Source organism: Flavobacterium alkalisoli (assembly GCF_008000935.1).
Lineage (GTDB): Bacteria > Bacteroidota > Bacteroidia > Flavobacteriales > Flavobacteriaceae > Flavobacterium > Flavobacterium alkalisoli.
Map to the genome: position 1 here is coordinate 3865030 of NZ_CP042831.1, position 25683 is coordinate 3890712.

At 37.4% G+C, this 25683-nt stretch carries 25 protein-coding genes; 13 read left to right on the forward strand and 12 right to left on the reverse strand.

All coding sequences use genetic code 11. From position 1 onward, the window contains the following. Window positions 1–8: 8 nt before the first annotated feature. The 4 genes from FUA48_RS17640 (at window position 9) to FUA48_RS17655 (ending at window position 5734) form a co-directional block, all read left to right on the forward strand. On the forward strand, window positions 9–1196 hold the full coding sequence (locus tag FUA48_RS17640) for an aspartate aminotransferase family protein (protein ID WP_147584816.1): 1188 nt from the start codon (window positions 9–11) through the stop codon (window positions 1194–1196). A gap of 107 nt (window positions 1197–1303) precedes the next feature. Beyond that, entirely contained in the window at window positions 1304–2701 is a 1398-nt protein-coding gene (locus FUA48_RS17645; protein WP_147584817.1) for a tetratricopeptide repeat protein, read from the forward strand. A gap of 90 nt (window positions 2702–2791) precedes the next feature. Further along, the gene (locus FUA48_RS17650; RefSeq protein ID WP_147584818.1) at window positions 2792–3553 is read left to right on the forward strand and encodes a shikimate dehydrogenase family protein; all 762 of its coding nucleotides are present in this window, start codon (window positions 2792–2794) and stop codon (window positions 3551–3553) included. A 156-nt stretch (window positions 3554–3709) separates the two neighbouring features. Beyond that, entirely contained in the window at window positions 3710–5734 is a 2025-nt protein-coding gene (locus FUA48_RS17655) for a DUF349 domain-containing protein (protein WP_147584819.1), read from the forward strand. Window positions 5735–5795: 61 nt separating this feature from the next. Here the strand turns inward: FUA48_RS17655 and mazG are convergent, their stop codons facing one another. From mazG to def, 3 genes are all read right to left on the reverse strand, one after another. Continuing rightward, entirely contained in the window at window positions 5796–6569 is a 774-nt protein-coding gene (gene mazG, locus FUA48_RS17660; RefSeq protein WP_147584820.1) for a nucleoside triphosphate pyrophosphohydrolase, read from the reverse strand. 126 nt (window positions 6570–6695) lie between these two features. Continuing rightward, window positions 6696–7133 (reverse strand): DUF5606 family protein, encoded by a 438-nt coding sequence (locus tag FUA48_RS17665; protein ID WP_147584821.1) that lies wholly within the window; start codon window positions 7131–7133, stop codon window positions 6696–6698. Window positions 7134–7191: 58 nt separating this feature from the next. After that, the gene (gene def, locus FUA48_RS17670) at window positions 7192–7779 is read right to left on the reverse strand and encodes a peptide deformylase (protein ID WP_147584822.1); all 588 of its coding nucleotides are present in this window, start codon (window positions 7777–7779) and stop codon (window positions 7192–7194) included. Between the two features lie 170 nt (window positions 7780–7949). Between def and FUA48_RS17675 the strand changes: the two genes are divergently transcribed. Further along, a complete protein-coding gene (locus FUA48_RS17675; protein WP_147584823.1) occupies window positions 7950–10181 on the forward strand; it encodes an FUSC family membrane protein in 2232 nt (743 codons plus the stop codon). Between the two features lie 46 nt (window positions 10182–10227). On the opposite strand, the gene FUA48_RS17680 is transcribed toward FUA48_RS17675, so the two are convergent. From FUA48_RS17680 to FUA48_RS17695, 4 genes are all read right to left on the reverse strand, one after another. Then, entirely contained in the window at window positions 10228–11739 is a 1512-nt protein-coding gene (locus tag FUA48_RS17680) for a malate:quinone oxidoreductase (protein WP_147584824.1), read from the reverse strand. 107 nt (window positions 11740–11846) lie between these two features. Then, window positions 11847–12263 (reverse strand): Holliday junction resolvase RuvX, encoded by a 417-nt coding sequence (gene ruvX / locus FUA48_RS17685; protein WP_147584825.1) that lies wholly within the window; start codon window positions 12261–12263, stop codon window positions 11847–11849. A gap of 1 nt (window position 12264) precedes the next feature. Beyond that, on the reverse strand, window positions 12265–12903 hold the full coding sequence (locus tag FUA48_RS17690) for a hypothetical protein (RefSeq protein ID WP_147584826.1): 639 nt from the start codon (window positions 12901–12903) through the stop codon (window positions 12265–12267). A 24-nt stretch (window positions 12904–12927) separates the two neighbouring features. Next, window positions 12928–13662 carry a class I SAM-dependent methyltransferase gene (locus FUA48_RS17695; RefSeq protein WP_147584827.1) on the reverse strand — a complete coding sequence of 245 codons (735 nt, stop codon included), beginning with the start codon at window positions 13660–13662 and terminating at the stop codon, window positions 12928–12930. A 136-nt stretch (window positions 13663–13798) separates the two neighbouring features. Here FUA48_RS17695 and FUA48_RS17700 point away from each other — a divergent pair, with 136 nt between their 5' ends. Continuing rightward, window positions 13799–14614, forward strand: a complete 816-nt coding sequence (locus FUA48_RS17700) for a 2,3,4,5-tetrahydropyridine-2,6-dicarboxylate N-succinyltransferase (protein WP_147584828.1) — start codon at window positions 13799–13801, stop codon at window positions 14612–14614. A gap of 47 nt (window positions 14615–14661) precedes the next feature. On the opposite strand, the gene FUA48_RS17705 is transcribed toward FUA48_RS17700, so the two are convergent. Beyond that, entirely contained in the window at window positions 14662–15429 is a 768-nt protein-coding gene (locus FUA48_RS17705) for a lipopolysaccharide kinase InaA family protein (RefSeq protein WP_147584829.1), read from the reverse strand. A 58-nt stretch (window positions 15430–15487) separates the two neighbouring features. Between FUA48_RS17705 and FUA48_RS17710 the strand changes: the two genes are divergently transcribed. Next, entirely contained in the window at window positions 15488–16549 is a 1062-nt protein-coding gene (locus FUA48_RS17710) for a glycosyltransferase family 9 protein (protein WP_147584830.1), read from the forward strand. Window positions 16550–16566: 17 nt separating this feature from the next. On the opposite strand, the gene FUA48_RS17715 is transcribed toward FUA48_RS17710, so the two are convergent. Continuing rightward, window positions 16567–17385 carry a glycosyltransferase family 2 protein gene (locus FUA48_RS17715; RefSeq protein ID WP_168197010.1) on the reverse strand — a complete coding sequence of 273 codons (819 nt, stop codon included), beginning with the start codon at window positions 17383–17385 and terminating at the stop codon, window positions 16567–16569. Window positions 17386–17442: 57 nt separating this feature from the next. Here FUA48_RS17715 and FUA48_RS17720 point away from each other — a divergent pair, with 57 nt between their 5' ends. Further along, entirely contained in the window at window positions 17443–18180 is a 738-nt protein-coding gene (locus FUA48_RS17720) for a glycosyltransferase family 2 protein (RefSeq protein ID WP_147584831.1), read from the forward strand. Here FUA48_RS17720 and FUA48_RS17725 read toward each other — a convergent pair. Beyond that, a complete protein-coding gene (locus FUA48_RS17725) occupies window positions 18172–18882 on the reverse strand; it encodes a polysaccharide deacetylase family protein (RefSeq protein ID WP_147584832.1) in 711 nt (236 codons plus the stop codon). The genes FUA48_RS17720 and FUA48_RS17725 overlap by 9 nt on opposite strands. A 57-nt stretch (window positions 18883–18939) precedes the next feature. Between FUA48_RS17725 and FUA48_RS17730 the strand changes: the two genes are divergently transcribed. Further along, complete coding sequence (locus tag FUA48_RS17730; protein ID WP_147584833.1) at window positions 18940–19707, forward strand: glycosyltransferase family 2 protein; 768 nt, start codon at window positions 18940–18942, stop codon at window positions 19705–19707. A 4-nt stretch (window positions 19708–19711) separates the two neighbouring features. On the opposite strand, the gene FUA48_RS17735 is transcribed toward FUA48_RS17730, so the two are convergent. Continuing rightward, a complete protein-coding gene (locus FUA48_RS17735; RefSeq protein ID WP_147584834.1) occupies window positions 19712–20497 on the reverse strand; it encodes a glycosyltransferase family 2 protein in 786 nt (261 codons plus the stop codon). Window positions 20498–20595: 98 nt separating this feature from the next. On the opposite strand from FUA48_RS17735, the gene FUA48_RS17740 reads away from it, so the two are divergent. Beyond that, on the forward strand, window positions 20596–21519 hold the full coding sequence (locus FUA48_RS17740; RefSeq protein ID WP_147584835.1) for a glycosyltransferase family 2 protein: 924 nt from the start codon (window positions 20596–20598) through the stop codon (window positions 21517–21519). Window positions 21520–21548: 29 nt separating this feature from the next. Here the strand turns inward: FUA48_RS17740 and FUA48_RS17745 are convergent, their stop codons facing one another. Beyond that, a complete protein-coding gene (locus FUA48_RS17745) occupies window positions 21549–22457 on the reverse strand; it encodes a hypothetical protein (protein ID WP_147584836.1) in 909 nt (302 codons plus the stop codon). Between the two features lie 170 nt (window positions 22458–22627). Here FUA48_RS17745 and FUA48_RS17750 point away from each other — a divergent pair, with 170 nt between their 5' ends. From FUA48_RS17750 to FUA48_RS17760, 3 genes are read left to right on the forward strand one after another with little or no spacing between them, the layout of a single operon-like run. Then, a complete protein-coding gene (locus FUA48_RS17750) occupies window positions 22628–23596 on the forward strand; it encodes a hypothetical protein (RefSeq protein ID WP_147584837.1) in 969 nt (322 codons plus the stop codon). After that, window positions 23597–24544, forward strand: coding sequence for a hypothetical protein (locus FUA48_RS17755; RefSeq protein WP_147584838.1), 948 nt, complete (start codon window positions 23597–23599; stop codon window positions 24542–24544). It begins immediately after the preceding gene. A gap of 25 nt (window positions 24545–24569) precedes the next feature. Continuing rightward, window positions 24570–25682 (forward strand): DegT/DnrJ/EryC1/StrS family aminotransferase, encoded by a 1113-nt coding sequence (locus FUA48_RS17760; RefSeq protein WP_147584839.1) that lies wholly within the window; start codon window positions 24570–24572, stop codon window positions 25680–25682. Window position 25683 lies beyond the last annotated feature (1 nt).

Sequence of the window (25683 nt, forward strand, 5' to 3'; positions counted from 1 at the left end):
TCACCACAATGATCAACGATTTTTTAAAGTACCAGGCGCAAACTTCCCCTTACCCGTTAGGAACGGAAGTTTCTCACGCCAAAGGCTCCTATATATATGACACTAACAACAAAGCCTATCTTGACTTTGTAGCAGGTGTTTCGGCCACAAGTCTTGGCCACCAGAACCAAAGGATTAACAATGCGATTATAGATCAGCTGAATAAATATTCGCATGTTATGGTATATGGGGAGTATGCACAACATCCCGCTACGGAATTGTGCAGGCTGCTTGCAGAAAACCTTCCTCCCAGCCTTAATAAAACATACCTTACCAATTCGGGTACCGAAGCTACCGAAGGTGCTTTAAAGCTTGCCAGAAGAGTTACAGGCCGCAGTCAGCTTATCTCGTGTTATAATGCCTATCACGGCAATACCATGGGCTCTATGAGCGTTATGGGATTTGAAGAGCGCAAGCAGATTTTCAGGCCATTAATTCCGGATGTGGACTTCATTACATTTAATAATGAGGAAGACCTGCAAAAGATAACCACAAAAACCGCAGGTATAATACTGGAAACCATACAGGGAGGTGCAGGATTTGTACAACCTCATAACGATTTCCTTAAAAAAGTAAGGCAGCGTTGTGACGAAGTGGGTGCCGTAATGATACTTGATGAAATACAACCCGGATTTGGCCGTACAGGAAAACTGTTCGGTTTTGAAAACTATGATGTTGTTCCCGACGTAATTGTTATGGGTAAAGGCATGGGTGGCGGAATGCCAGTAGGTGCTTTTACAGCTTCAGAAAAAATGATGGACCTGTTAAGCCACGACCCTAAGCTAGGACACATAACAACCTTTGGAGGGCATCCGGTAATTGCAGCTGCATGTTTAGCTACTTTACAGGAACTGACAGAAACCGACATAATGGCACAGGCACTGGAAAAAGAAAAACTTTTCAGGGAACTGCTTGTTCACCCTCTTATAACCGAGGTGCGCGGAAAAGGGTTAATGCTGGCTGCAATGACGCCAAGGCCTGATATTACTGACAGGACGATATTAAGATGCCAGGAAAAAGGGCTTATTTTATTCTGGCTGCTTTTTGAAGGCTGCGCCATAAGAATTACACCGCCGCTAACTATCTCAAACGAAGAGATTAAGGAAGGATGTGGCATTATTATTGAAGTATTAAATGAGATTTTAGCAGAACAATAACAAGATTAAAATTGTTAATTAAATTGTTCAAAACAAATCGACACATATTCTTATTTAGTGTTACATTTCGTAACTTTAAGAAGGATAATTATTAAACTATTAGGCGTATGAATTTGAGTCACGAAGAAGAAGATCACAGTTTATCCTTATCAAAGTTCGAATCGATGTTGAAAACCAACAAAGTATTCTTCTTTGACTCCGAAGAGTTTGAAGACATTATACTTCATTATCTCGATACCGGAAAAATTAATTTAGCTAAGAAGGCCTTAAAATTAGGTTTGGAACAGCATCCCAAATCAACAGGCTTAAAATTAGTACAGGTTGAGCTTTTAGTGTTCGATGACAAGCTCGATATAGCCGAAAGGCTTTTAAACGACCTTTATGCAATCGAACCTACAAACGAAGAAATTTACATCCAAAAAGCCAATATATATTCTAAAAGGGATCAGCACGATAAGGCTGTTGAGCTTTTAAACGTTGCCCTTAAGTATACCGACGATTATGCCGACGTATATTCACTTATTGGTATGGAATACCTGTTTATGGATAACCTGGAACAGGCAAAAGAAAGTTTTATAAAGTGTCTTGAAGAAGATACTGAAGACCACTCTGCATTATACAATGTAGTGTATTGCTTTGATTTTTTAGACCAAAACCTTGAAGCAATTGATTTCCTTAACGGTTTTATAGACAGAAACCCATACAGCGATGTGGCATGGCACCAGTTAGGACGCCAGTATTTTGCCGTAAACAATTTTGAAAAAGCCTTATGGGCGTTTGAATATGCCACACTTATAGACGAAAGCTTCCTTGGTGCTTTTCTTGAAAAAGCAAAAACCCTTGAAAAGCTTAAACGCTATGAGGAGGCTATTGCCTGTTATAATATAACAATGGAGCTGGATGACCCAACATCGTTTGCATTACTGCGTGTAGGTAAATGTTACGAGCGTTTGGGCAATCATGAAAAGGCACTTAAGTATTATCTTAAAACCGTTCATGAAGATCCGCTTTTAGACAAGGCATGGATTGCGATTACTGATTTTTATATCCGTCGTCAAAACTACCAGAAAGCACTATACTATGCCAACAAAGCCATAGGTATAGACAATGAAAATAAGCTGTACTGGAAACGCTATGCTGTAATCAACAAAGCGCTTAATTTTCATGAAGAGGCAGAAGAAGGTTACAGAAAAGCCGTTGAGTATGGTGATTACCAGCTTGACACATGGTTATTCTGGACAGACACGCTTCAGTTCTTAGGAGAGTATGAAACAGCAATCATTACTTTATTACAGGCTGCCGAATACTTCCCGGAAGAGTATGAAATAGAATACCGTCTTGCCGGACTGTACTTTTTACAGCATCAGGAAGATAAAGGCACATTCCATCTTAGTAATGGTTTAAGGTTAAATTACAAAAACCATGTATTGCTTGAGGAGTTCTTCCCTACCATTTGGGATACCGAGGCAGTACAGCAAACCATTAAAAAGAACAGAGCTAAATAAGTGACATAAATTAACAATTAAGATACAGCCTGATAACAAAGAAATAGTAATCTTTGTTATCAGGTTTTTTTATATTGAGCCAACTAAAAAATGAAAGGTATTTTGAAATCAAAGTCCAAAAAAATATATGGTCTTGTAGGCAGGGGGATAAGCTATTCTTTTTCCGCCAAGTATTTTAATGATAAGTTCACCAAAAAAGAGATGGACAACTGTTATTACCAGAATTTTGATCTGGAATACATAAGTGAACTTCGAAATGTCTTGGACGAAACCAAAAAACTTAAAGGCCTGAATGTAACAATACCATACAAGGAAGATGTTATCTCTATGATGGATTCTCTTTCTAAAACAGCGCGCATTATAGGCGCGGTTAATACCATAACCATATCTAAAAAAGGTAAGCTTAAAGGATATAACACGGATTATTTCGGGTTTAAAAAAGCGCTAAAGCCATTACTGGAGCCACACCATGAAAAAGCCCTTATATTAGGCACTGGCGGGGCAGCAAAAGCAATAGCCTATGCATTAAGAAAACTTAAGATTGAATATGACTTTGTTTCCAGAACCGGAACAGATGTTATTTTCTCTTATGACGACCTTGATAAGGAAATTTTTGATGAGTACCAGATCATCATCAACACCACACCTGTGGGCACCTACCCTAATGTAAATGAATATCCGGCTTTAGACTACAGCCTGTTTACCGAAAAACATATTGCTTTCGACCTTGTTTACAATCCGGAAGAAACTGCCTTTTTAAAGAAAGCAGCTGCTCATGGAGCTACCATTTCAAACGGATATAAGATGCTTGTTTACCAGGCAGAGAAAGCATGGAAAATCTGGAATAAATAATATTTTAAATAACAGAATCATTTTATAATCAAAAACTTAACTAAATATTCAAAAACAGACTTTATTTAACATAAAATCCCGTTTTTTTTTGAATTTACAAGAGGCTTTACTATCTTTCGGGTGTAAAGCGCAATATAAACCTTAAGCATTTAAAAAATGTTAGAAGAAAAGAATGATAACCTGCATGATGCAGATGGACAGGAATTAAAACAACTGAACAGTGCTATAAACAAGAATGAACTGGCCAACGAACCTAACGCCGAAAATAAAGGCCTTGATGAGTTAGGCGACATTCACGAAACTGAAGGGCAAATGCCGTTTGCACCACAAGAAGTGCTAAACGCAGGCCTGGAAGAAGATGGCACACCTAAGAAAAAAACAGCCGTTGAAGCAATAGAAGATTCTAATGCTGAAGACAGTGAGGATGATTCTGCTGCTGACAGGCACGATATACCTATGCAGAATTATGAAGCTTTTTCAATGGAGAAACTTACCGATGAGCTGGAAAAACTCGTTGCTCATGAAAAAGTAATGTCTGTTAAGGATCATGTTGAGGAAATAAAAAAAGAATTCTACTCTAAATACAATCACCTGATTGAAGAAAAGAGAGATGAATACAGCCATGACAATGATGGTGACACATCGGGCTTTGATTATCATTTCCCTTTAAAAAACAGGTTTGACGCTTATTACAACCAATACAGAGAAAAAAGAAACGCTCACTATAAAAGGCTTCAAAATGACCTTAAAGGTAATCTTGAAACAAGGCTTGCCCTTATTGAAGAACTTAAGAATCTTATAGACGGAGATGAAAATATAAGCGATGCACTTAAGCATATAAATGATATACGTGAACGCTGGAAAACTGCCGGACCTATACCGCGCGACAAATACAACCACGTATGGAATAACTTCCATTTCCATATAGAGCGTTTTTACGACCACCTTCACCTGGACAGGGAAGCAAGAGACTTAGACTTTAAACACAATCTCGAGCAAAAACAAAAAATTATTGCAAGAGTTGAAGAGCTGATTCAGGAAGAGGACATAAACAAAGCCTTTAGAGAGCTACAGTCGCTTCACAAAATATGGAAAGAAGAAATTGGCCCTGTATCACGCGAGCACCGCGAGGAGATATGGAACCAGTTTAGCGACCTTACAAAGCAGCTGCATGACAAACGTGAAGCTTCTTATGCTAAGGTAAGAGAGAAGGAAGAAGAAAACCTTAAAAACAAAAAAGAGATTATTGCCAAAATTGAAGAGATTGCTAAAGAAAAAGTAAGCTCTCACAACGGATGGCAGGGACAAATAGAAAAAGTTGAAGCTTTAAGGTCTGCATTTTTTGAGGCAGGCAAAGTGCCAATTGAAGTTAATGAAGATACCTGGGCAGCCTTTAAAGGCGCTGTCAGGGATTTTAACGCTAACAAAAACGCTTTCTATAAGGATATAAAGAAAGAACAGCAGGATAACCTTGGTAAAAAGATGGCTCTTGTTGAAAAAGCTGAATCATTAAAAGACAGTGACGATTTTAATGCCACTACTCCTATAATGAAACAGATTCAGGAAGACTGGAAGAAAATAGGCCATGTTCCAAGAAAATATTCTGATAAGGTATGGAAAGAGTTTAAAGCTGCATGTAACCATTATTTTGACAGGCTACATGCTGTAAGAAACGAAGCCAATAAAGAGGAAATAGAAGCCTTTGACAAGAAAAAAGAATACCTTGACAACCTTAAGAGCTTTGAGCTTACAGGCGATCATAAAACCGACCTTGATGCTATTAAGCAACATATAGAAAACTGGAAAAATTTAGGCCGTGTACCGCAGTCAAGACGCCACATTGAAGGTAAATTCAATAAGATTCTTGATGCACTGTTCGACAAATTGAGCCTTTCTAAGAAAGATGCAGAGATGGTTAAATTCAGTAACCGTTTAGAGCAGTTGGCAGACAGCGACGATTCACGCAGAATTGAAAACGAGCAGATTTTCATTATGCGTAAAATTGACGAAGTAAATAGTGAAATCCTTCAGCTTGAAAATAATATTCAGTTTATCTCTAATGCTAAGGCCGACAATCCTTTTATAAAAGAGATTAATAAAAATATTGATCGCCATAAGGAAGAGCTTAAAACCTGGAAAGAAAAACTTAAACAGATACGAAATATCCAACAGGATAATTAAAACAAAAAACCTTCTCAACTTGAGAAGGTTTTTTGTTTTTTATAATATAGATACTATCCTTTTACAACTTTTTGGCTTCATTCCAAAACACATCCATTTCGGCAAGGGTCATATCGGCTAATGATTTACCTAGCTCACCGGCTTTACTTTCCAGGTAGGTAAAACGCTTTATAAATTTTTTATTGGTGCGCTCCAAAGCATCTTCAGGATTAACATTAAGAAAACGGGCATAGTTTATCATAGAGAACAGCACATCACCAAATTCTGATTCAATCTTATCCTGATTGCTGCCCTGTACCTCATCATGGAGCTCCTGTAGCTCTTCCTGTACTTTTTCCCAAACCTGTTCCGGTTCTTCCCAGTCAAATCCCACTCCTTTTGCCTTATCCTGAATACGGCTGGCCTTTACAAGTGCCGGCAGGCTTTTAGGTACGCCTTCCAGTACCGACTTCTTTCCTTCCTTAAGCTTAAGCTTTTCCCAGTTTTGCTTAACCTCCTCTTCGTTCTCCACCTTTATATCACCATAAATATGCGGATGGCGGTAAATCAGTTTTTCACATATTTCATTAGCCACATCAGCAATATCAAAATCACCTGTTTCACTGCCTATTTTGGCATAAAATACAATGTGCAGCAAAATATCGCCAAGTTCCTTTTTCACCTCCTGAAGGTTGTTATCCAAAATAGCATCACCCAGTTCATAAGTTTCTTCAATAGTAAGATGGCGCAGGCTTTGCAGGGTCTGTTTTTTGTCCCAGGGACACTTTTCCCTTAAATCGTCCATTATATCCAGTAACCTGTTAAAAGCCTCTAATTGCTGCTGTCTTGTATTCATAAATAATATGTTTTAAACAAAGATAAGGGTTTATAAAAAGCTATTTTAGGAGATTCCTAAAAATAAAAAAATCCTGCCGCTTTATGGGATAGCGACAGGACTTCGTTAATTTAGTAAGATAACTTTTTATTCTTCTGATTTAACCTCTTCGGCAGCCGGAGCTTCCTGTTCAGCAGGCTCATCTTTAGAAACAAGACCTTTAGCCTGAAGCATGTTATACCAGTTAAGTATTTTTTTGATATCTGAAGCATATACTCTGTCCTCATCAAACTCAGGAAGCGCTTCCCTAAAGTAATTAGTAAGGGTTGCGTTATCCTCTTTATGAGAAATTGCAGGACCGTTGTCTTCTTTAGTAGCGATAGCTCTGAATACTTCGCTTAAACGAACCTCTCCGTCATAAGTGTAAACAGATATCTCTGATAAAAGGCTAACATTGCTTCTTAAACCTACAGTTACTTTTTTACCGTCTGATAGAGATTCGGCAACAAAGCCTGTACGTGTTTGTAATTTAAGGGCATATAAACCCGGTTTTCCTGAAATTGATAATATTTTTTCGATGCTCATTGTTCTAATTTTTTTTAAAGGGAGACAAATATCTAATCTTTGGTCATAAAAACAAAAATTATCTGCCTTTTTTGGCAACAAATTTCATTTTATAATCAGGTCTTGTTTTGCCTTCCATTATATTTTGCAGTTTTTTCTGAATAAGTCTCTTTTTAAGCGACGAAATCCTGTCGGTAAAAAGTATACCTTCAATATGGTCATACTCGTGTTGTATTACACGGGCTGCAAGTCCGTCAAATACATCAGTATGTTTATTAAAGTCTTCGTCATAGTATTCTATTGTAATTCTTTCGTGACGGTATACATCCTCACGAACTTCCGGAATACTAAGACAGCCTTCGTTAAAGCCCCACTCCTCTCCTTCTTCCTTAAGGATAGTAGGGTTTATAAATGTTTTTTTGAAATTGCTTAATTGCTCCTGCTCCTCTTTAGAAAGCTCATCATCATCTGCAAACGGACTGGCATCAACAACAAAAATCCTTATACCAAGCCCTACCTGAGGTGCTGCAAGCCCTACTCCGTAAGCATTATACATAGTCTCATACATATCGGCAACTATCTGCTTAAGGTTTGGATCATCCTGAGCTACATCAACACATTTTTTCCTTAAAACCGGATCGCCATATCCTATAATCGGTAATACCATAATCTTATCCCTAATTTATTTTGGATTGAGCGCAAAAATAATAAATAAAAACGATACTCCCTTCTATAAGCCGTTTATAATGGAAAATGCTAAAGTTTTGTGAGAATTGACTCCTAAAGAAATAGAATGAATAAAGCATTTAGTACCTTTGCAAAACCATCCTACAGCGCATGATCGAGAAACTAAGACGCTTTGCAGACAGCACTAATTTTACTAAAGCAGTTATAGTAACCATAGCTTCGGCCATGCCGCTTGTTATACTTTCTCAGTTAGGTTATTTTGAATACGGTATTGCAGTGGCATTGGGTGCCTTCTTAACTTATCCTGCCGATATTCCCAGCAATTTACAGCACAAAGTAAGAGGATTACTTATTACAACCCTTATCGTATCGGGATGTACATTAATGGTAAGCCTTCTGCACCCTATACCCTGGTTATTTTATCCGTTTGCCGTAGCAATTATTTTTTTCCTGTCGATGATTTCAGTTTACGGACAAAGAGCCACTATGGTATCTTTCTCAGGATTACTGGCTGTTGCACTATCTACGGGGCACTTGCGTGAAGGTTGGGACATCCCCCTTTATACAGGGTTATCACTAGCCGGAGGACTTATATATACGGGTATATCCGTTTTATTTAAATTGGTAAGTCCGCACCGCTATACCGAACTACAAATGGTAGAATGCCTTAAGCTTACCGCTAAATACATGAAACTTCGCGGAGACCTTTGGGACAAGGACGCCGACAGGGAAGGTATAATAGAAAAACAGCTTAACCTGCAGGTCGAGATAAACACCATACACGAAAGCCTTAGGGAAATACTTATCCGTAACCGTTCTACGGCGGGTAGCTCTAACCGTAACCGTAAAATGTTACTGGTTTTTATTTCTTTGGTCGATATATTAGAGTTAGCACTTTCTACCTCGTTTGACCACAGTAAACTGCAAAATAAATTCAGTGAGCATCCCAAAGTACTGGGTACTTACCAAAACCTTGCCTACAATCTAGGTGCATCACTTAAAAAGATTGCCAAAAGCATAGAAAACAGAAAGAAATATATTTCCAAACACAACCTTATAGAAGATTTGGAAAGCGTAGACAAGGCTATAACATCTTATCGTGACGCACTGAATGAGGAAGAAGCTTCCGAAGGAGTGTGGATGTTATCTAACATGCTGCATTATGCCGAAAAGCAGGTAGAGAAAATCAAGATAATAGAACGTGCCTTTACCACAACCATAAACTTTAAGGATATAAAAGAAAGGGATAAGGACCTTCAAAAATTCCTTACCCCCGAATATTACCCTTTCAGGATACTAAAAGAAAACCTGAGCATGTCGTCTACAATATTCAGGCATTCACTAAGGTTAACCCTTACCATAATAATAGGCTTTATAATAGGTATTGTATGCAGTTCTGTACTTAAGTTGCAAAACCCTTACTGGATACTGCTTACCATTATAGTAATTATGCGTCCCGGGTATGGCCTTACCAAACAGCGTTCCCTCCAAAGGATTATAGGTACGGTTGTAGGCGGTATAATAGCTTTTGCCCTACTTAGTGTAATTAAGAGTACATCTGTAATTGCTGTACTGGCTATTACCGCTATGGTACTTGGGCTTGCCTTTACCTCTATCAATTATAGTATTGGGGCAACCTTTGTAACCATATACGTGGTATTCCTGTACGGCATGCTTACTCCTAACATTAGGGAAGTAATACAGTACAGGGTGTTTGATACTGCCATAGGGGCAGCACTAGCCTTTATAGCCAACTATTTCCTTTGGCCGGCATGGGAGTTTTTAAGCCTGCCTATGTACATCAAGAAATCTATTGAGGCCAACAGGGATTACCTTAACCAGATATCTGTTTTCTATAATGAAAAGGGAAGCGTATCTACCTCTTATAAACTTGCCAGAAAAAGCGCCTTTGTAGAGTTAGGAAACCTTATGTCGTCTTACCAGAGGATGATACAAGAGCCTAAATCCAAACAAAAACAGGTACAGCAGATATACAAACTGGCGGTACTTAACCACACCCTGTTATCATCACTGGCATCGTTAGGTACTTATATACAATCACACAAAACCTCTAAGGCTTCCAAAGCCTTTAACGTAGTGGTAGATGCGGTTATTAAAAACCTTGATCATGCAGTAACACTTTTAACGATAGATATGCAGGCAGAAGCAGCGCACCTTTCTAATAAGGAAGAACTGGCATTACGTTTTATAGAACTGAAAAACCTGAGGGCACGTGAGCTAAAGGAAAACTATATTACTGATGAGCAGGAGTTCCGCCTTAAAATGGAAGAAGCCCACCTAATAATTGAGCAACTGGTATGGCTCAACGGATTATCGGAAAAAATTGTGAAGGCAACAAAACAGCTGGAACTTAACAAATAAAAAAATCCCCATGAAAACATGGGGATTTTTTTGCAACTGTGAATTTCTATTTTTCATCAAGGCTTTCAAGCCCTAACATCTTCTCTGAATGTTCTCTTACTTCTTTAAGCAGCTCTTCGTTGTTGTTAAGCGACTGTCCGTAAGAAGGTATCATTTCTTTAAGTTTAGCCTGCCATTCTGCAGAAGCTACCTCTTCAGGGAAACAACGTGCCATTAGGTCCAGCATGATAGAAACCGCTGTAGAAGCTCCAGGAGATGCCCCTAAAAGCACTGCAAGCGAACCATCTGCACTGTTTATAACCTCCGTACCAAACTCAAGCTTACCTCCTTTTTCCTCATCTTTCTTGATAACCTGTACACGCTGTCCGGCAGTTTCAAGAACCCAGTCTTCCATTTTTGCATCCGGAAGATATTCTTTTAATGCCTCAAGCCTGTCTTCCTTAGATTGTGTTACCTGCTCGATAAGGTACTTGGTAAGCGACATATTATGGTAGCCCGCAGCAAGCATAGGGCCAATGTTATTTGCTTTTATTGAAGTAGGTAAATCGAAATAAGAACCATGCTTAAGGAACTTAGTGCTGAAACCGGCATATGGTCCGAATAAAAGTTCTCTCTTACCGTTTATCATACGGGTATCAATGTGAGGAACCGACATTGGCGGTGCCCCTACAGATGCCTTACCGTATACTTTTGCGTGGTGCTTTTTAATTACTTCTTCGTTTACACATTTAAGCCACTGTCCGCTTACAGGGAAACCTCCAAAACCATTTCCTTCAGGGATATCTGCTTTTTCTAACAGGTGAAGAGATCCTCCTCCTGCACCAATAAATATAAACTTGGTGTATTGTCTAAATTTATCACCCGTTTCAAGGTTCTTTATCTTTAGTTTCCACTTGCCGTTGCCAAGACCTGAACGTCTCATGCTCTTAACATCGTGGCCATAGTATATGTTTACCCCTTCCTGCTGAGACAGCCATGCAAACATATCGCGTGTAAGTTCACCAAAGTTCACATCGGTACCTATCTTCATGTTTGTAGCGGCAATAGGCTGCTTTTCATCACGGCCTTCCATTACTAATGGCATCCATGATTCTATGGTTTTCCTGTCGGTAGAAAACTCCATCCCTTTAAAGATTGGGAATTTTTGTAATGCTTCAAACCTTTTTCTAAGGTACTCCACATTTTCCTCACCCCAAACAAAGCTCATATGCGGAATACTCCTCACAAAATCCTCAGGGTTAGTAATTCTGTCCTTTTCTACCAGGTAAGCCCAAAATTGCTTTGATACTTCAAACCATTCGGCAATTTTTACAGCTTTTGCAGTATCTATAGAGCCGTTAGACAGCTCTGGGGTATAATTTAGTTCACAAAAGGCAGAATGCCCCGTTCCTGCATTGTTCCATGCGTCAGAACTTTCGGCAGCTGCCACATCCAGCCTTTCATAAATATCTATCTTGACCTCCGGCATAAGTTCTTTAAGGAACATACCAAGAGTGGCGCTCATAATTCCTGCGCCAATAAGAACCACATCCGGTTCGTATTGTATTGTAGTGGACATTGCGTAAAATTTGAGAGTGCAAAGTTACTTTGAATCCGTCAAAAAACTATCATAAAGCAACGTCAGTCTTTTGTTAAACTTAATTTTTATTAAAAGCTAACAAAAAGTTATATTTTTTTTCTCACTAAATAATCCTGAAGCAAAATTGTTGCGGAAATCTCATCAATTAAAGATTTATTTTGACGTTGCTTCTTTTTAAGACCACTGTCTATCATGGTTTGAAAGGCCATTTTGCTTGTAAAGCGTTCGTCAGCCCTTTCTAATTCCATATCAGGAAATTGCAGTTTAAATTTCTCCACAAAATCGTCTATCATGGCCGCACTTTGCGAAGGCTCGTTATTCATTTGTTTTGGCTCTCCAACAAGAACTTTTCCTACATTTTCCTTAGCAAAATAATCTTTTAAAAAGTCCATTAGTTTTGGGGTATCTACAGTAGTTAATCCCGATGCTATAATCTGCATTTCATCGGTTACCGCTATACCTGTTCTTTTTTGACCGTAATCTATCGCTAATACTCTTGGCATACTATTTTTTCCTTTTAGAACGAATTATCAAAACAACAATCAATACTACAATCAAGACAATCGATAGCCCTCCTAATTTCTCTCCTAATCTATATGCAAAAGATTCACCAGTAAACTGCCCCGGATTATTTTCTTCAATAGTTATACTCTTGAAATAATCTGTTTTCTCTTTTTCATTGTAGTCTAATGCATTAGTATAAGCAAAGCTATACATGTAGCCTCCTAAATACAAAACAATGAACTCTATTTTTTTATTTTTATTCTCTCCAAACGAAGAACGAAGTGCCTTAAAACCACTAATATCTACTATTGTTGTATCTAAAAGCTTATACCCGGAACTCTCCTCCGTTTTATCTACAATACCTTTATTTGTTTCTGTATAAAAGTCCTTAAGACTTTTAAAATCGTAAGGCATATCTTCACTATTTCCCACTTTTAACCTTTGAAATACAAAAACTGAATTCTCTACACCCGATACCGCAGCATTAATTTCAAGATTATCCATAATAGTATCCATTTTAGTTACAGGACCCTGCATTTTTACAGATACAAAATCATCAAATTTTTGTGTAGACAAAGTATCCTGTTGGGCAAAACAGGAAAGAGTAATCATAAAAAAGAATAATACCTTTAATTTCATTTTTTAATATTTCCCCCAAATATATCATTTTAATTGCCCTACCCTTAACAGTAAAGGAAAATAAACCTTTCTATCTCCTTTTTCCCAAACTTCTTTGAGCTCATCCCTTATAATATCAACAGGATTTGTATTATGCTCTTTAATATAATGCTGCACTGCCGACCATGTTTCCAAATACCCTGTAAGCTGCTCAAACTCCCAGGTAAACTCATTTACAAACCGAGGGATTTCCTGCTCATTAAAGGGAAAAGGTATCGTTGTGTAGTTTTCATCAAGATAACGTCGCTCAGGATCCCAATACGGTCCGGTTATATCTTCGTAAAAATGTCGGAGTATCTTATCGGCTTCTGCATTGGTATACAGCAGTCCGTAACCCATTACCGCAAAAATACCGTCAGGCTTTAATATGCGATACACCTCTTTGTAAAAAGCATCAAAATCAAACCAGTGTATAGCCTGTGCAACAGTTATAAGATCGAAACTATTATCATCAAACTCCGTTTTTTCAGCAGAACTTACACTGTAAATTATATTTTCTTTTTTGGCGGCATTATCAAGTTGCTTTTGGCTAATATCATTAGCAAATACTTTTGTAAAATACCCTGAAAGCAGGGCTGCTACCTGTCCGTTTCCGGTGGCTACGTCAAGTGCAAGCTCCCTGTTCTTAACCTGCGATACTATATACTCTATCATTTCCTGCGGATAGGAAGGGCGAAATTTGGCATACTGCCCTGCCTGAGTTGAAAAATTGTCTTTCATAATACTATTAATACGATACATAAAGATAATGAAACCGCCAATAATTTAATAGAATGTAATTAGTTTGTGATATTTGTTTATTCGCTTTTAGTATTGAAAAGCCTATTATTATCTTTGCACAAAATAAATTTTTACAATGAGCAACTTACAAACCATTATAGAGCAGGCCTGGGAAAACAGAGCGCTGTTACAGGAAGAAACAACTACCAGTGCAATTCGCGAAGTTATAGAACTGCTTGATGCAGGAAAACTTAGGGTTGCAGAGCCTGTTGAAGGCGGATGGCAGGTAAATGAATGGGTTAAGAAAGCAGTGGTTATGTATTTCCCTATCCAGAAAATGGAAACCCTGGAAGCAGGTATTTTTGAATACCATGACAAAATGCCTTTAAAACGTAACTATGCAGAAAAAGGTGTTCGTGTGGTGCCAAATGCAGTAGCACGTCACGGTGCTTTTATCTCTTCAGGTGTTATCCTTATGCCTAGTTATGTAAACATTGGTGCTTATGTAGATGAAGGTACAATGGTAGATACATGGGCAACAGTAGGTAGCTGTGCACAGATAGGTAAAAATGTTCACCTTAGTGGCGGTGTAGGTATTGGCGGTGTATTAGAGCCATTACAGGCTGCTCCGGTTATTATTGAAGATGGAGCTTTTATTGGGTCAAGATGTATTGTGGTAGAAGGTGTAAGAGTAGAAAAAGAAGCTGTTTTAGGCGCTAATGTTTGCCTTACTGCCTCTACAAAGATTATTGACGTTACAGGAGACACTCCGGTAGAAATGAAAGGTATTGTACCTGCACGCAGTGTGGTAATACCGGGTAGTTATACCAAAAAATTTGCTGCAGGCGAATATCAGGTTCCTTGTGCACTTATTATTGGTAAACGTAAAGAATCTACAGATTTAAAAACATCCCTTAACAATGCACTTAGGGAGTATGACGTAGCAGTATAATTAATGCTTTATATAAAACTAAAAGGGATTGCTAAGCAATCCCTTTTTTATTTCTTCTTACCCTTAAGCTTGCGCTTCAAATATTTCTTTTTGGTTATTTTTCGTTTAAACTGCAGTGTCTTACCAAGCAGTATACCATAAAGTTTGTCCGCCGACTGTCCGCTAAGTTCTGCATACTTTTCGGCAATAATCTTTACCATGGTACGTGAAGGCCAAAGCTTTTTAAAGTTATCCATACGTGCTTCAATACCCATATCCTCAAACTTCATCCTGTTAAGGTCTATCAGGTAAAAATCATATTGTGTATTACCCTTATTTACAATTAGTGTATTGCCCGGCGAATGGTCTAAAAAGTTAACCCTGCTTTCATGCATTTTAAAGGTAAACTCGGTAAACTGTTCCAGTATTTCCTTTCGGTTTTCAAACATAGGGTCGTGTATCAGTTCCCTAAAGGTAAAGTCATAATTTATATGCCTGCAAATGTAAAAGCTCTCTTTTAGTCCTGTTGCGGTACGTTCTTCTACATAAGCAATAGGAAACGGAGTAAGTATTTCGTGCTGCAAAAGGTATTGTGCATACTCAAACGAGCGCCTTGCCTTAGACGGCCTTAATAACGAATACACTACCGAATTCATGGCATTAGGCCTTTTAAAGTACTTTAAATTGACCTTTTCGTCTGCTAAAAAATTGGTTTTAATAATGTTTCGTGAGCCTTTAACAAGCATTTCCCCTTCGTTATGGAACTGCTGTACCAAATTGAGTATTAAGTCTTTTTGGGAAGCATAGTCGGGATGGGTGTAGATGTTTAAAGGCATAGGATAATTTTGCCTTAAAAGTAGAAAAAAAGTATTACTTTGCAATAGATTTAGTTGTATGAAGAAAGTACTTATTATCCAAAATAAGCGTATAGGCGATGTTTTAATCGCATCGGTAATTGCCAATAACTTTAAAGCAAAATACCCCGACAGTATAATTCACCTTATGGCGTATGATTTTACTGAAGGTGTGGTGATGAACAACCCAAACATTGACAGGTTTATTTCGGTTAAGGAAAAAGAACTTAAAAAACTCCCTGTACTTTTAGAAACCATACAGCAGATAAGAGCCGAAAAATATGATATTATTTTTGACTCTTACTCAAAAACCCAAAGCAGGATTATCTGTAAATTCTCGGGTGCTAAAATGACAATTGGCAACAAGAGCCGTAAAAAACTGGGTAACTGGGGGTATTACACCCATCCTACACGTCCGCTTAAGGAAGGTAGCCATATTTGCGGTAAAGCCATAGAAGACCGTATTCACCTTTTACAGATAGCAGGTAATTTTGAGCCTATAGATTATGAGCCACACATTTTCCTTTCGGAAGAAGAGAAAAAAGAAGACTGGCTAAATAAATACCGTGACAAAAAAGTTATCGTTTTAGGCGTTTTGGGTAGTACTCCGCAAAAATCGATGCCTTATGAGTATGTGGCGGAAATGTGTGATTTTATAGCCGAACACTACAATGTATACATCTTCTTTAACTATGCACCTCATCAAAAGGAGGAAGCCATGAAGATTTATGAGATGTGCAAATACAAAGAGAATATCATCCTTGATGTTTATCCGGAAACCATACGTGATTTTATTAAGGTAATGTACCAGGCCGATGCCCTTGTGGCAAACGAAGGCGGAACAGTACACATTGCTAAAGCATTAGGCAAGCCTACATTTACTATTTTCTCTCCTTATGTAAACAAGGCGCACTGGGCCAGTTTTGAGGATGGAAAATTTCATAAAAGCGTACACCTGCTGGAAATGAAGCCTAATCTGTATGACAGCTTTACCTATGATCAGCGCAAAAAAATAGAGAAAGACCCGCACGAACTTTACAAACAGCTAACTCCTGAAATGATACTGCCGGAGCTGGACAGTTTCCTTAAAAACAACCTATAGAGCAAAAAAAAGCATCGTTATTTAACGATGCCATATTCTGTCCATTTTCTTTTCTCGGTTCGGGTTACTTTCCTTATCGACCTGTTTTTATTTATCGATTCCGGAGTTGCATAACCTCTTGGGTGATCTAAGTGCAGGCATATAGTACTGTAACGAATCTGTTTTGGTATAACACCATAGTTAACCAGTCTTTCTCCCAGCTCCCTGTCCTGTCCGCCATACTGCATCCTTTCATCAAAACCATTAACCGCTTTTATATCCTTAATCCAACCTGATGAGTTATGTCCGTTCCAACTTGGCTTAGTAGTAGTCAACATATTAAACAGGGCACTTTTAATACCCATAGCATCTACCTTATTATTTTTAAATGAAGCAGACATACCGTTCTTTTTAAGCCATTCCACATCAAAACACCTGCCTGAGTAGATATCCTCTTTGCTAAGTGATTTAGAAAGCTCCATGGGTAGTTTGTGGTAACCTCCTGAAAGGAAATACCCCTCTTCACGAAACTTGATGTGCTGCTCTATAAAATCAGGACGCGGTATACAGTCGCCGTCGCTCATTAAAACATAATCAGTAGTACAGGCAAGAAGTGCTTTATTAAGTATTTGTGATTTTTGAAATCCGTTATCTTCGTGCCAAACGTGAATTATAGGGTAAGAAACCTCTTCCCTCATTGCATTAATCATTTCCTTGGTGTCTTCACGCGACCCATCATCTGCAATAACCATCTCAAACTCTTTATAAGTTTGAGTGTTATAACCCCACAGTACTTTTTTCAGCCATTCTACCGAATTGTAAGTACTAATTATTACAGAAATATTCTTTTGCATCATGCCGCAAAGATAATTCAATTTTTTTTAGTTTTGTGAAATTCAAACCCGCCATAGCTAATGAATAAACTTTCTGTAATTATCCCGGCATATAACGAAGAGGCCTACATAGAAGATGCAATCAAATCGGTAAGGGAAGCATATGAGATTATTGTTATTGACTCTTACAGTACCGACAGCACTAAAGAAAAGGCTCTTGCATTGGGATGCAAGGTTATAGAAAGGAAGTTTGACAATTTTTCTGCACAAAAAAACTTTGCCCTTCCTTATGCTACCGGCGACTGGATTCTGTTTATGGACGCCGATGAGCGCGCTACACAAAAATTATGGTTTGAAATCCAGGATACTATTGCTAATCCTAAAAATGAAGGATACAAAATAAAGTTTCTGCATTTTTACATGAACAGGTTTTTATACCATAAGGTTGACCGTGTAACCCGACTGGTAAAAAACAAGGATATTAAGTTTACGGGAGATGTTCATGAAAAACTGCATATAAACGGCAGTATAGGCGAACTTAAGAACTTTATGGTTCACTATACCTACAAAGGCTTTTTTAACTGGCTGCAAAAAAAGGATTCTTATGCGTGGTTCCAGGCAGGTATGGGCTTCAAGAAAGGAAAAAAGGTTACCTATTTCCACTTGATATTTAAGCCGATGTACCGTTTTTTCCACACTTACATAATAAAAAGAGGCTTTTTAGACGGTATACCGGGACTGGCACTGGCAAGTATTAATGCCTATGGGGTTTTGTCCCGCTATGCAAAACTGCTTTTATTACAACGAGGACTAAAATAATTTAAGCTTCCCAAACTTTAGCTTTAGCTTAAACTTAAACAGGCTGTACTCCCCTTTTACATCTATACGCTGTATTTCATACTTTTCCTTTAACGGGAAAGCATTTATACGATTTCCTATCTTAAGGGCCATTTTCATTCCATTTTGTTCAAGCAATTGCTTAAAATGCGATTTTGCAGGTTCTTTTTTAGGATAATTACCATAAGGATAAGCTACCGCAGGATATACCTCAAGGTTATTCTGACTGATGAAATCATTACAGTTTTTAAAATCCTCATTTATCTCCTCATCACTCATTTGGGCATAGCGCCTGTGCATAAAAGAATGATAGCTAAGCTCTATCAGTTCACTATCTAAAGACTGCAATTGCTCTACGGTCATAATAGGTTCTGAACCCTCATTCCATAGGTCCGATTTACCTACATAATTAAACGGTATAAAGAACGTAGCCTTAAGGTTATACTTTTTTAATAAGGGCATGGCAAACTCCAATTGATTTACCGTAACATCATCAAAAGTTATAACAATACTTTTCTCAGGAATATTTTTATTTTTTTCGAGTTCGGATAAATGAAAAGTAGTATACTTGTATGCGATATAGCTAAACTGCTCTTCCAGCTTTTGTTGCGAAATTGTCAGTCCTTTGCTTTTTTCGTTGAAAGCGGACACGTTATGATACATTAAAACTGGTAATTTAGCCATTATTTTTTAAAATTTTAATAGTGTAAAATTATTACATTTGCCAATATATACCATTTTATGCCACAAAATAATTTGAGTCAGAAAATAACCGCACTAGCTATTACTTTTAATGAGGAAGACAATATAAATAGATATGTGGAGAGTTTATCGTTTGCAGACGAGATTATTGTAGTGGATTCTTTTAGTACAGATGCTACTAAAGAAATGGCAGAAAAGCTAAATGTAAAATTCATCCAAAACGAGTTTAAGGACTTTTCCAGCCAAAGAAACTTTGCCATTGAACAGGCATCAAACGACTGGATATTGTTTTTTGACCTTGACGAAATTGTTACCCCTTCTCTTGAAAACGAAATAAAACAGGTGGTTGCCAATAATGATGGTGCTGTAGCCTATTTTGTAAAACGTAAATTTCACTTTATGGGTAAACACATACGTTTTGGCGGATGGAGAACCGATAAAGCAATAAGGGTATTTAACAAACAATATTGCAAGTACACCGGGTTAGTACATGAGGTTATAACCGCTAAAGGAAAAGTATCTACACTAAAGGAAAAAGTTGACCATTACAGCTATAAAAGCTTTGACAATTATAATGGCAAACTGAATCTTTACAGTAAACTACAGGCAGAAAACCTGTATAGCAAAAAAGTACGGCCAAATGCCTATCATTTTCTTTTCAGGCCGTTTTACCGTTTTTGCTGGCAGTATTTTTACAGGCTAGGTATACTTGACGGAAAAGAAGGCTTTATACTGGCTTACATACACTCATTTTCGGTATTTAAACGATACCTGCAATTATGGATGAAATACAGGAAAGTAGACTAATAAACTACAGGTACTGATCTACCCCCTGCTCACAGCGGATTATTTTCTTTTCTATAGTTTCCTGCTGTATCCTCTCGTTTGCCTCAAAATTGTCCCTTGAGTTTATCTTATGGTGAATATGGAAAACAATACCTGCATAACGCAGCCTTTTTGCTATAACGCCGTTATTGCCCATTCGAATAACAAGATCTGAGTCCTCCCTGCCCCAGCCTTCAAAACTTTCGTTATAACCGTTTACGGCTATAAAATCGCTTTTCCAGTAAGAAACATTACATCCCCTAAATTTATCTGAGTATTCTTTATGGGGTTTATACATTCCGGCTAAAAAGGGAATATGCAGGCTACGGGTTTTATTTTTTATCAGCTTAGAAAAAAAACTAAAGGAAGTGATCTTATTCTCCAACACCTCTTTTACGGCATCTTCAAGTATATTTACCCTCGCTCCGTATAAATACATATTGCGTTCTGCTGCATTAATATGGTCTTCTATAAAATTGCGGTGCATAATGCAGTCACCATCAATTTGTATAATATAATCACTGTCACTACCTGCAACTGCTTTATTAAGTATTTTGGATTTCCTGAAACCGTTATCTTCCTGCCAAAAGTGTTTTACAGGTATACTTATTTCATTTTTAAACTGCTCTATAAGCAATTTCGTTTCTTCTTTAGAACCGTCATCGGCAATAAGCACCTCATCAGGAAGTACCGTTTGCTCTTTAAGGCTTTTAAAAACCACCTTCAGGGCCTGTGGCCAGTTATAAGTAGATACTAGTAAAGAAGTACGCATAATTATGTTTTAAATACGGGCTTTTGCAAAACTATTGTTTTTTTTGTTATTACTTTACAAAAACAATAAATTGCAGCAACAAAAAAACAGCCTCACCTATGTTTGATATAGCAGTTATACTTGTTCATTATAACTCAGGAACACTTACTGCCGATTGTGTAAAATCGATAATTAAAAGTACCTCAAATACACTGAATTATCAGATTATAATCGTTGATAACTGCTCTGAATATGAGGATTACCAAAATCTTAAACAGGTATGCGAAACAATTGATTTCCCTAACATTCAACTGGTAAGAAGCAAAATCAATACCGGATTTGGAGGAGGAAACATGATTGGTGTTCAGCATGCAAACGCAAAATACCTTGCGTTTATCAATAACGATACACTATTTATAAACGATTGCCTTAACATATTAAAAGACAATCTTGAAAAAAACAATGATATAGGTATTGCCGGCGGACAATCATTCAAACCTAATGGTGACTTTATGATTTCTCTGGATCACTTTGCCTCACCTGCCCGCGAAATTTTCGGGCGTAGTTTTCTGGAGAAAATAAATCCGAAGCAATATCCTAAACGCAAAAAACGGTATATAGAACCTGTAAAGGTAAATTTTGTTCCGGGTAGCTTTATGTTTATACGTTCGGAAGATTTTAATGAGGTGGGCGGATTTGACACAAACATCTTTCTTTATTATGAGGAAACCGACTTATGCAAACGCCTAAGGAAAAAGGGCAAATATGCATACCTTATCCCTTCGGCAGAGTTCATTCACTATCACGGTGCAAGTACCGAAAAATCGATAGCAATAAAAAAGGAACTGCGCATTTCGCTGTTTTATATTATGCTTAAACACTATGGCATTGCAGGTTATTTTTTGGTATTTCTGTTTCTGCTTATCAAATATTTTTTCAGCAGTATATTTAAACCTAAAAACTGGCCTGTGTTTTTCCTTCTACTAAAAGGCGCACCACTTTCAGATTCACTTAAACTGAAACAAAAAATAGCAACGAATTAGATATAAAAAAACAGGTTAGTTAACCTGTTTTAATCATTAAAATATTTTTCGTAATAAGGCTTATAGCCTGGCTTTTTAATTTTGGAATGTTTAAACCACTGCCCAAAGTTCTTAAAGAAAAGTTTTGTTTTAGACAGTTGCAGGTTTTCATCTTTAGCAACAAGTTCTTTTAAATCTGCAAGCGACTTAGAAGGTAAGTAGCCCAACTCTTTCCATATTCCCGGGTCAAGATAAAAAACATCTTTAATGGTATGGTAATTATCTTTATTAGCCATTTTCCATTTATCAAGAAAGGTCATATTTATCTCATGCATATGCCCCCAGTTAGCTAATTTAAGCTCAAGCTCATCTTCGGTTCTGGCAAGGCCTTCATGCAGGATAAAAGTATCGTGGTATATTATCCTTTCTTTTGTGTTCTTGGCATTTTTGTAATTAGGATAATTAGTTGCCAGCAGTAACTTGGTAGGCTTATTTACATAAAGCAGCCCGTCTTCAAGATATTTGTATAAGTTAATATGGAAACCGGCAAACTGTATAGGGTGCTTTTCCGGATTATCCAGATAACTGTCATACTTTCTAAGCTCTTTTACAAATCGTGCAAAATCTATAAAATACTCATCACTATCGACCTGAATAAGCCAATTGCCTATACCCATTTTTAACCCCAGTAAATGCCTTTCACGTGTATCGTTTTGTATGGCATTAAGAGTAGGTATATAAAAGTTGTCTTTATAGAATTCAATTTTATTATCAACATCAAACTCCTCTATCCATTTAAAAAAGGAAGGATCTACCTCAAATTTGTTTCCTGACCAGGTATTAAAGTTTTCATCAAAGGCAATAAAAATCCTGTCGGCCCCATCATACACTGGAGGAATAGCCAGTTTGAGCTTCTCATAGTCATAGGACAAAAGGAATCCGACATGTATATTCTTCATAATAACATACTTTTAACTTGCCTACAATTGTTAAAGGGGGCAAAAATACCAAAATAATAATGGAATCATAATTTGTTTTAAAATATTATTTTTTAAACAAATCCATAGTTAAAAATAATATTTTTGCAATAATTTATGAGTTATAAGCCTTTCTCTAAAAATCTATTCAAATGAAAATATGCCTTATTAGCTTTGACCACTGGGAGTACGACAAACATATAGTAAGAGCCCTTAAAGACAAAAATATAGAGGCATACCATATTAATACCGGGAAATTTAAGTATAAATACCCCACACCTTTTCACAAGATCACTAATTTTTTAAGTAAAGTTGTTTTTAAGAGAAATATAAAAAAGATAAAGCAGCAACAATATATTTTAAAGGAGCTCAATAAGTTAGGTACACAGGACAAAATACTGGTTATTAACCCCGAACTTATACCTGTAGCTATTCATAAAAAAATAAAGAGTTACACTAAAGAGTATATTGCTTATCTGTATGACAGTTCCAAACGCTACCCTATAGACCATTTGCTGGATAATATTTTTGACAAAATATTATCTTTTGACAGTGATGATGTTGCCCAATACGGATTTTCGCCCATAAGCAATTATATCTATATGGACAAAAAACCGCTACAACAGCCTAATGAAGTTACTTATGGAGCATTCATGATACTTTCTGTAGACGAAAGGTTGCAGACGCTTAACGCAATAGCAAACAGGCTGGATACTATAAACATTAATTACAACTTTATGCTGGTAGGCAAACATAAACCTACTGGCCTAAACACTAATATTAGTTACCAAAGGGACATTATAAAGCTGGACAGGCTTGACGAATACATGAGCAATGCAAAGGTTTTTATAGATATTGTTAGGGTTAATCAAACCGGGCTTAGCTTTAGGGTGTTTGATGCCCTATGCTACCAGAAGAAACTGATAACGACTAACAAAACCATAAAGGATTATGATTTTTACAATCCGAATAACATACTGATTGTAGATGCTGATAATCCTATAATTGAAGCTTCGTTTTTTGAAACGCCATATGAGCCGTTAGACGAAAATATATACTATAAATACACTATAGACAACTGGGTTAACACTGTCTTTTTTGATAAAGGTGACACTATATAAATGGAAAAAAAACTATTATTTTTAAGTAACGGACGCTACGACCTTTATAAAGTTTTTGAAGAGGGATTCAAAAAATATTCGGGTTGTGAGGTAACCACCGTTCTATATAAAAACTACAAGTACAGGAATACATGGGAAAAGGTACAAAACTTTCTTTTTAAAATATTCCTGAACAAAAACCTTAAAAAAATTAAGGCCAGCGAACAGAACCTATACGGACTGGAAAGCCATTATGATTATCTGGTAATGATTTCTGCCGAACTGGTATTACCTCAGCATTTAAAAAAACTGACCAAAAAAGCCAGTCATAGCGTAGCCTACTACTGGGATTCGTTTGACCACATCCCGGCAGCCCATACCATACAGTATTTTGATGAGGCATTTACCTTTGAGCCTAAAGATGCCAAAGATTATAATATTAACCTTATCACTAACTTTTACTTCCACGAGGAAAGGTTAACTGATTATGACTATGACCTGTTCTTCCTTGCATCATACGATTCAAGGTATCCGCTTATAGCTAAAATAGCTAAAGCACTGGAGGCCCAAAACCAAAAAGTGGTGATAAAACAGTATGCCGAAACATTACCCGATGTTACAGATGCACCAAAATCGGTTGAATTTATAGACAAACACATCTCTTTTAAAGAAACAAAAGAGTACATGAGAAAATCCCGTATTATACTGGATATTCACAAGGATATACAGCGCGGGCTATCCTTTAGGGTATATGAAGCCATGGGACTCGGCAAAAAACTGATTACCACCAATCCGGATATAAAGGACTATGATTTTTACAATCCAAATAATGTTTTTATCTGGACCCCGGAGACAAAATCACTCCCTTCGGAATTTCTAAACACACCTTATGAGGAGCTTCCAGAACATATCTATAAAAAGTACAGTCAGGAAAACTGGGTTAAAACCCTACTCAATATTAAGGATTAATAGTATTTTTATAAAAATTTAGTCAATGATAAAATTCCTCGACATACAAAAAATAAACCTGCAGCACCAGCAGGAAATAGAGGAACGCCTGCTTAAAACCTTTAGGAACGGGTGGTATTTATTAGGCGAAGAAGTAAAAGCTTTTGAAGAGAAGCTTAGTGATTACATTGGCTGTAGCCATGCCATAGGTGTCGCTAACGGGCTGGATGCTTTGAGGCTTATATTTAAAGGCTATATTGAGCTTGGCATAATGCAGCCGGGAGACGAAGTTATAGTTCCGGCCAATACATACATTGCATCGATACTGAGTATTACCGATAACGGACTTATACCTGTTTTTACAGAACCCGACATTGATACTTACAATATAGACTTCTCACTGATTGAAGATAAGATTACCAAAAAGACAAAAGCCATAATGGTTGTTCACCTTTATGGTCAGGTGGCTTACAGTAATTTGCTAACAGAATTAGCAAAAAAACATAACCTGAAAATTATAGAGGATAACGCTCAGTCCATAGGCGCTAACTGGAATGGAACAAAAACAGGGAACCTGGGTGATGCTGCCGGTCTTAGTTTTTATCCGGGGAAAAATCTTGGAGCCCTGGGCGATGCCGGTGCTGTTACAACTAATGATGATGAACTGGCAAAAACCATACGCACACTGGCCAATTATGGTTCGCAAAAAAAATATGTAAATCAGTATAAGGGACTCAACTCAAGACTGGATGAAATACAGGCTGCCGTGCTTTCGGTAAAGCTTAATTACCTAGAAGCCGAAAACCAAAAGCGCCGGGAGATAGCACAATACTATAGTGATAACATTACTAATAGGGAGATTATACTGCCAAAAGTGAATGCAATAACAAGTAACCTGAAGCATGTTTGGCATTTGTTTGTTGTACGCACTCAAAACAGGGATAAGCTTCAAAAACATTTATCAGATAATGGCGTGCAAACACTTATACACTACCCTACACCTCCTTACCAACAGGAAGCTTACACGGAGTATAGCCATTTATCTTTCCCGATAACCGAACAGATACATAACGAAGTACTGAGCCTGCCAATAAGCCCCGTACTTACCAATGAAGAAATAAAAACGATTGTAGACATTTTAAACAGTTATACAAATTAGC

Bases quoted from the DNA above. Each gene is read 5' to 3' on its own strand.
- FUA48_RS17640 (WP_147584816.1), top strand. From the start codon at position 9: ATGATCAACGATTTTTTAAAGTACCAGGCGCAAACTTCCCCTTACCCG.
- FUA48_RS17645 (WP_147584817.1), top strand. From the start codon at position 1,304: ATGAATTTGAGTCACGAAGAAGAAGATCACAGTTTATCCTTATCAAAG.
- FUA48_RS17650 (WP_147584818.1), top strand. From the start codon at position 2,792: ATGAAAGGTATTTTGAAATCAAAGTCCAAAAAAATATATGGTCTTGTA.
- FUA48_RS17655 (WP_147584819.1), top strand. From the start codon at position 3,710: ATGTTAGAAGAAAAGAATGATAACCTGCATGATGCAGATGGACAGGAA.
- mazG (WP_147584820.1), bottom strand. From the start codon at position 6,569: ATGAATACAAGACAGCAGCAATTAGAGGCTTTTAACAGGTTACTGGAT.
- FUA48_RS17665 (WP_147584821.1), bottom strand. From the start codon at position 7,133: ATGAGCATCGAAAAAATATTATCAATTTCAGGAAAACCGGGTTTATAT.
- def (WP_147584822.1), bottom strand. From the start codon at position 7,779: ATGGTATTACCGATTATAGGATATGGCGATCCGGTTTTAAGGAAAAAA.
- FUA48_RS17675 (WP_147584823.1), top strand. From the start codon at position 7,950: ATGATCGAGAAACTAAGACGCTTTGCAGACAGCACTAATTTTACTAAA.
- FUA48_RS17680 (WP_147584824.1), bottom strand. From the start codon at position 11,739: ATGTCCACTACAATACAATACGAACCGGATGTGGTTCTTATTGGCGCA.
- ruvX (WP_147584825.1), bottom strand. From the start codon at position 12,263: ATGCCAAGAGTATTAGCGATAGATTACGGTCAAAAAAGAACAGGTATA.
- FUA48_RS17690 (WP_147584826.1), bottom strand. From the start codon at position 12,903: ATGAAATTAAAGGTATTATTCTTTTTTATGATTACTCTTTCCTGTTTT.
- FUA48_RS17695 (WP_147584827.1), bottom strand. From the start codon at position 13,662: ATGAAAGACAATTTTTCAACTCAGGCAGGGCAGTATGCCAAATTTCGC.
- FUA48_RS17700 (WP_147584828.1), top strand. From the start codon at position 13,799: ATGAGCAACTTACAAACCATTATAGAGCAGGCCTGGGAAAACAGAGCG.
- FUA48_RS17705 (WP_147584829.1), bottom strand. From the start codon at position 15,429: ATGCCTTTAAACATCTACACCCATCCCGACTATGCTTCCCAAAAAGAC.
- FUA48_RS17710 (WP_147584830.1), top strand. From the start codon at position 15,488: ATGAAGAAAGTACTTATTATCCAAAATAAGCGTATAGGCGATGTTTTA.
- FUA48_RS17715 (WP_168197010.1), bottom strand. From the start codon at position 17,385: ATGATGCAAAAGAATATTTCTGTAATAATTAGTACTTACAATTCGGTA.
- FUA48_RS17720 (WP_147584831.1), top strand. From the start codon at position 17,443: ATGAATAAACTTTCTGTAATTATCCCGGCATATAACGAAGAGGCCTAC.
- FUA48_RS17725 (WP_147584832.1), bottom strand. From the start codon at position 18,882: ATGGCTAAATTACCAGTTTTAATGTATCATAACGTGTCCGCTTTCAAC.
- FUA48_RS17730 (WP_147584833.1), top strand. From the start codon at position 18,940: ATGCCACAAAATAATTTGAGTCAGAAAATAACCGCACTAGCTATTACT.
- FUA48_RS17735 (WP_147584834.1), bottom strand. From the start codon at position 20,497: ATGCGTACTTCTTTACTAGTATCTACTTATAACTGGCCACAGGCCCTG.
- FUA48_RS17740 (WP_147584835.1), top strand. From the start codon at position 20,596: ATGTTTGATATAGCAGTTATACTTGTTCATTATAACTCAGGAACACTT.
- FUA48_RS17745 (WP_147584836.1), bottom strand. From the start codon at position 22,457: ATGAAGAATATACATGTCGGATTCCTTTTGTCCTATGACTATGAGAAG.
- FUA48_RS17750 (WP_147584837.1), top strand. From the start codon at position 22,628: ATGAAAATATGCCTTATTAGCTTTGACCACTGGGAGTACGACAAACAT.
- FUA48_RS17755 (WP_147584838.1), top strand. From the start codon at position 23,597: ATGGAAAAAAAACTATTATTTTTAAGTAACGGACGCTACGACCTTTAT.
- FUA48_RS17760 (WP_147584839.1), top strand. From the start codon at position 24,570: ATGATAAAATTCCTCGACATACAAAAAATAAACCTGCAGCACCAGCAG.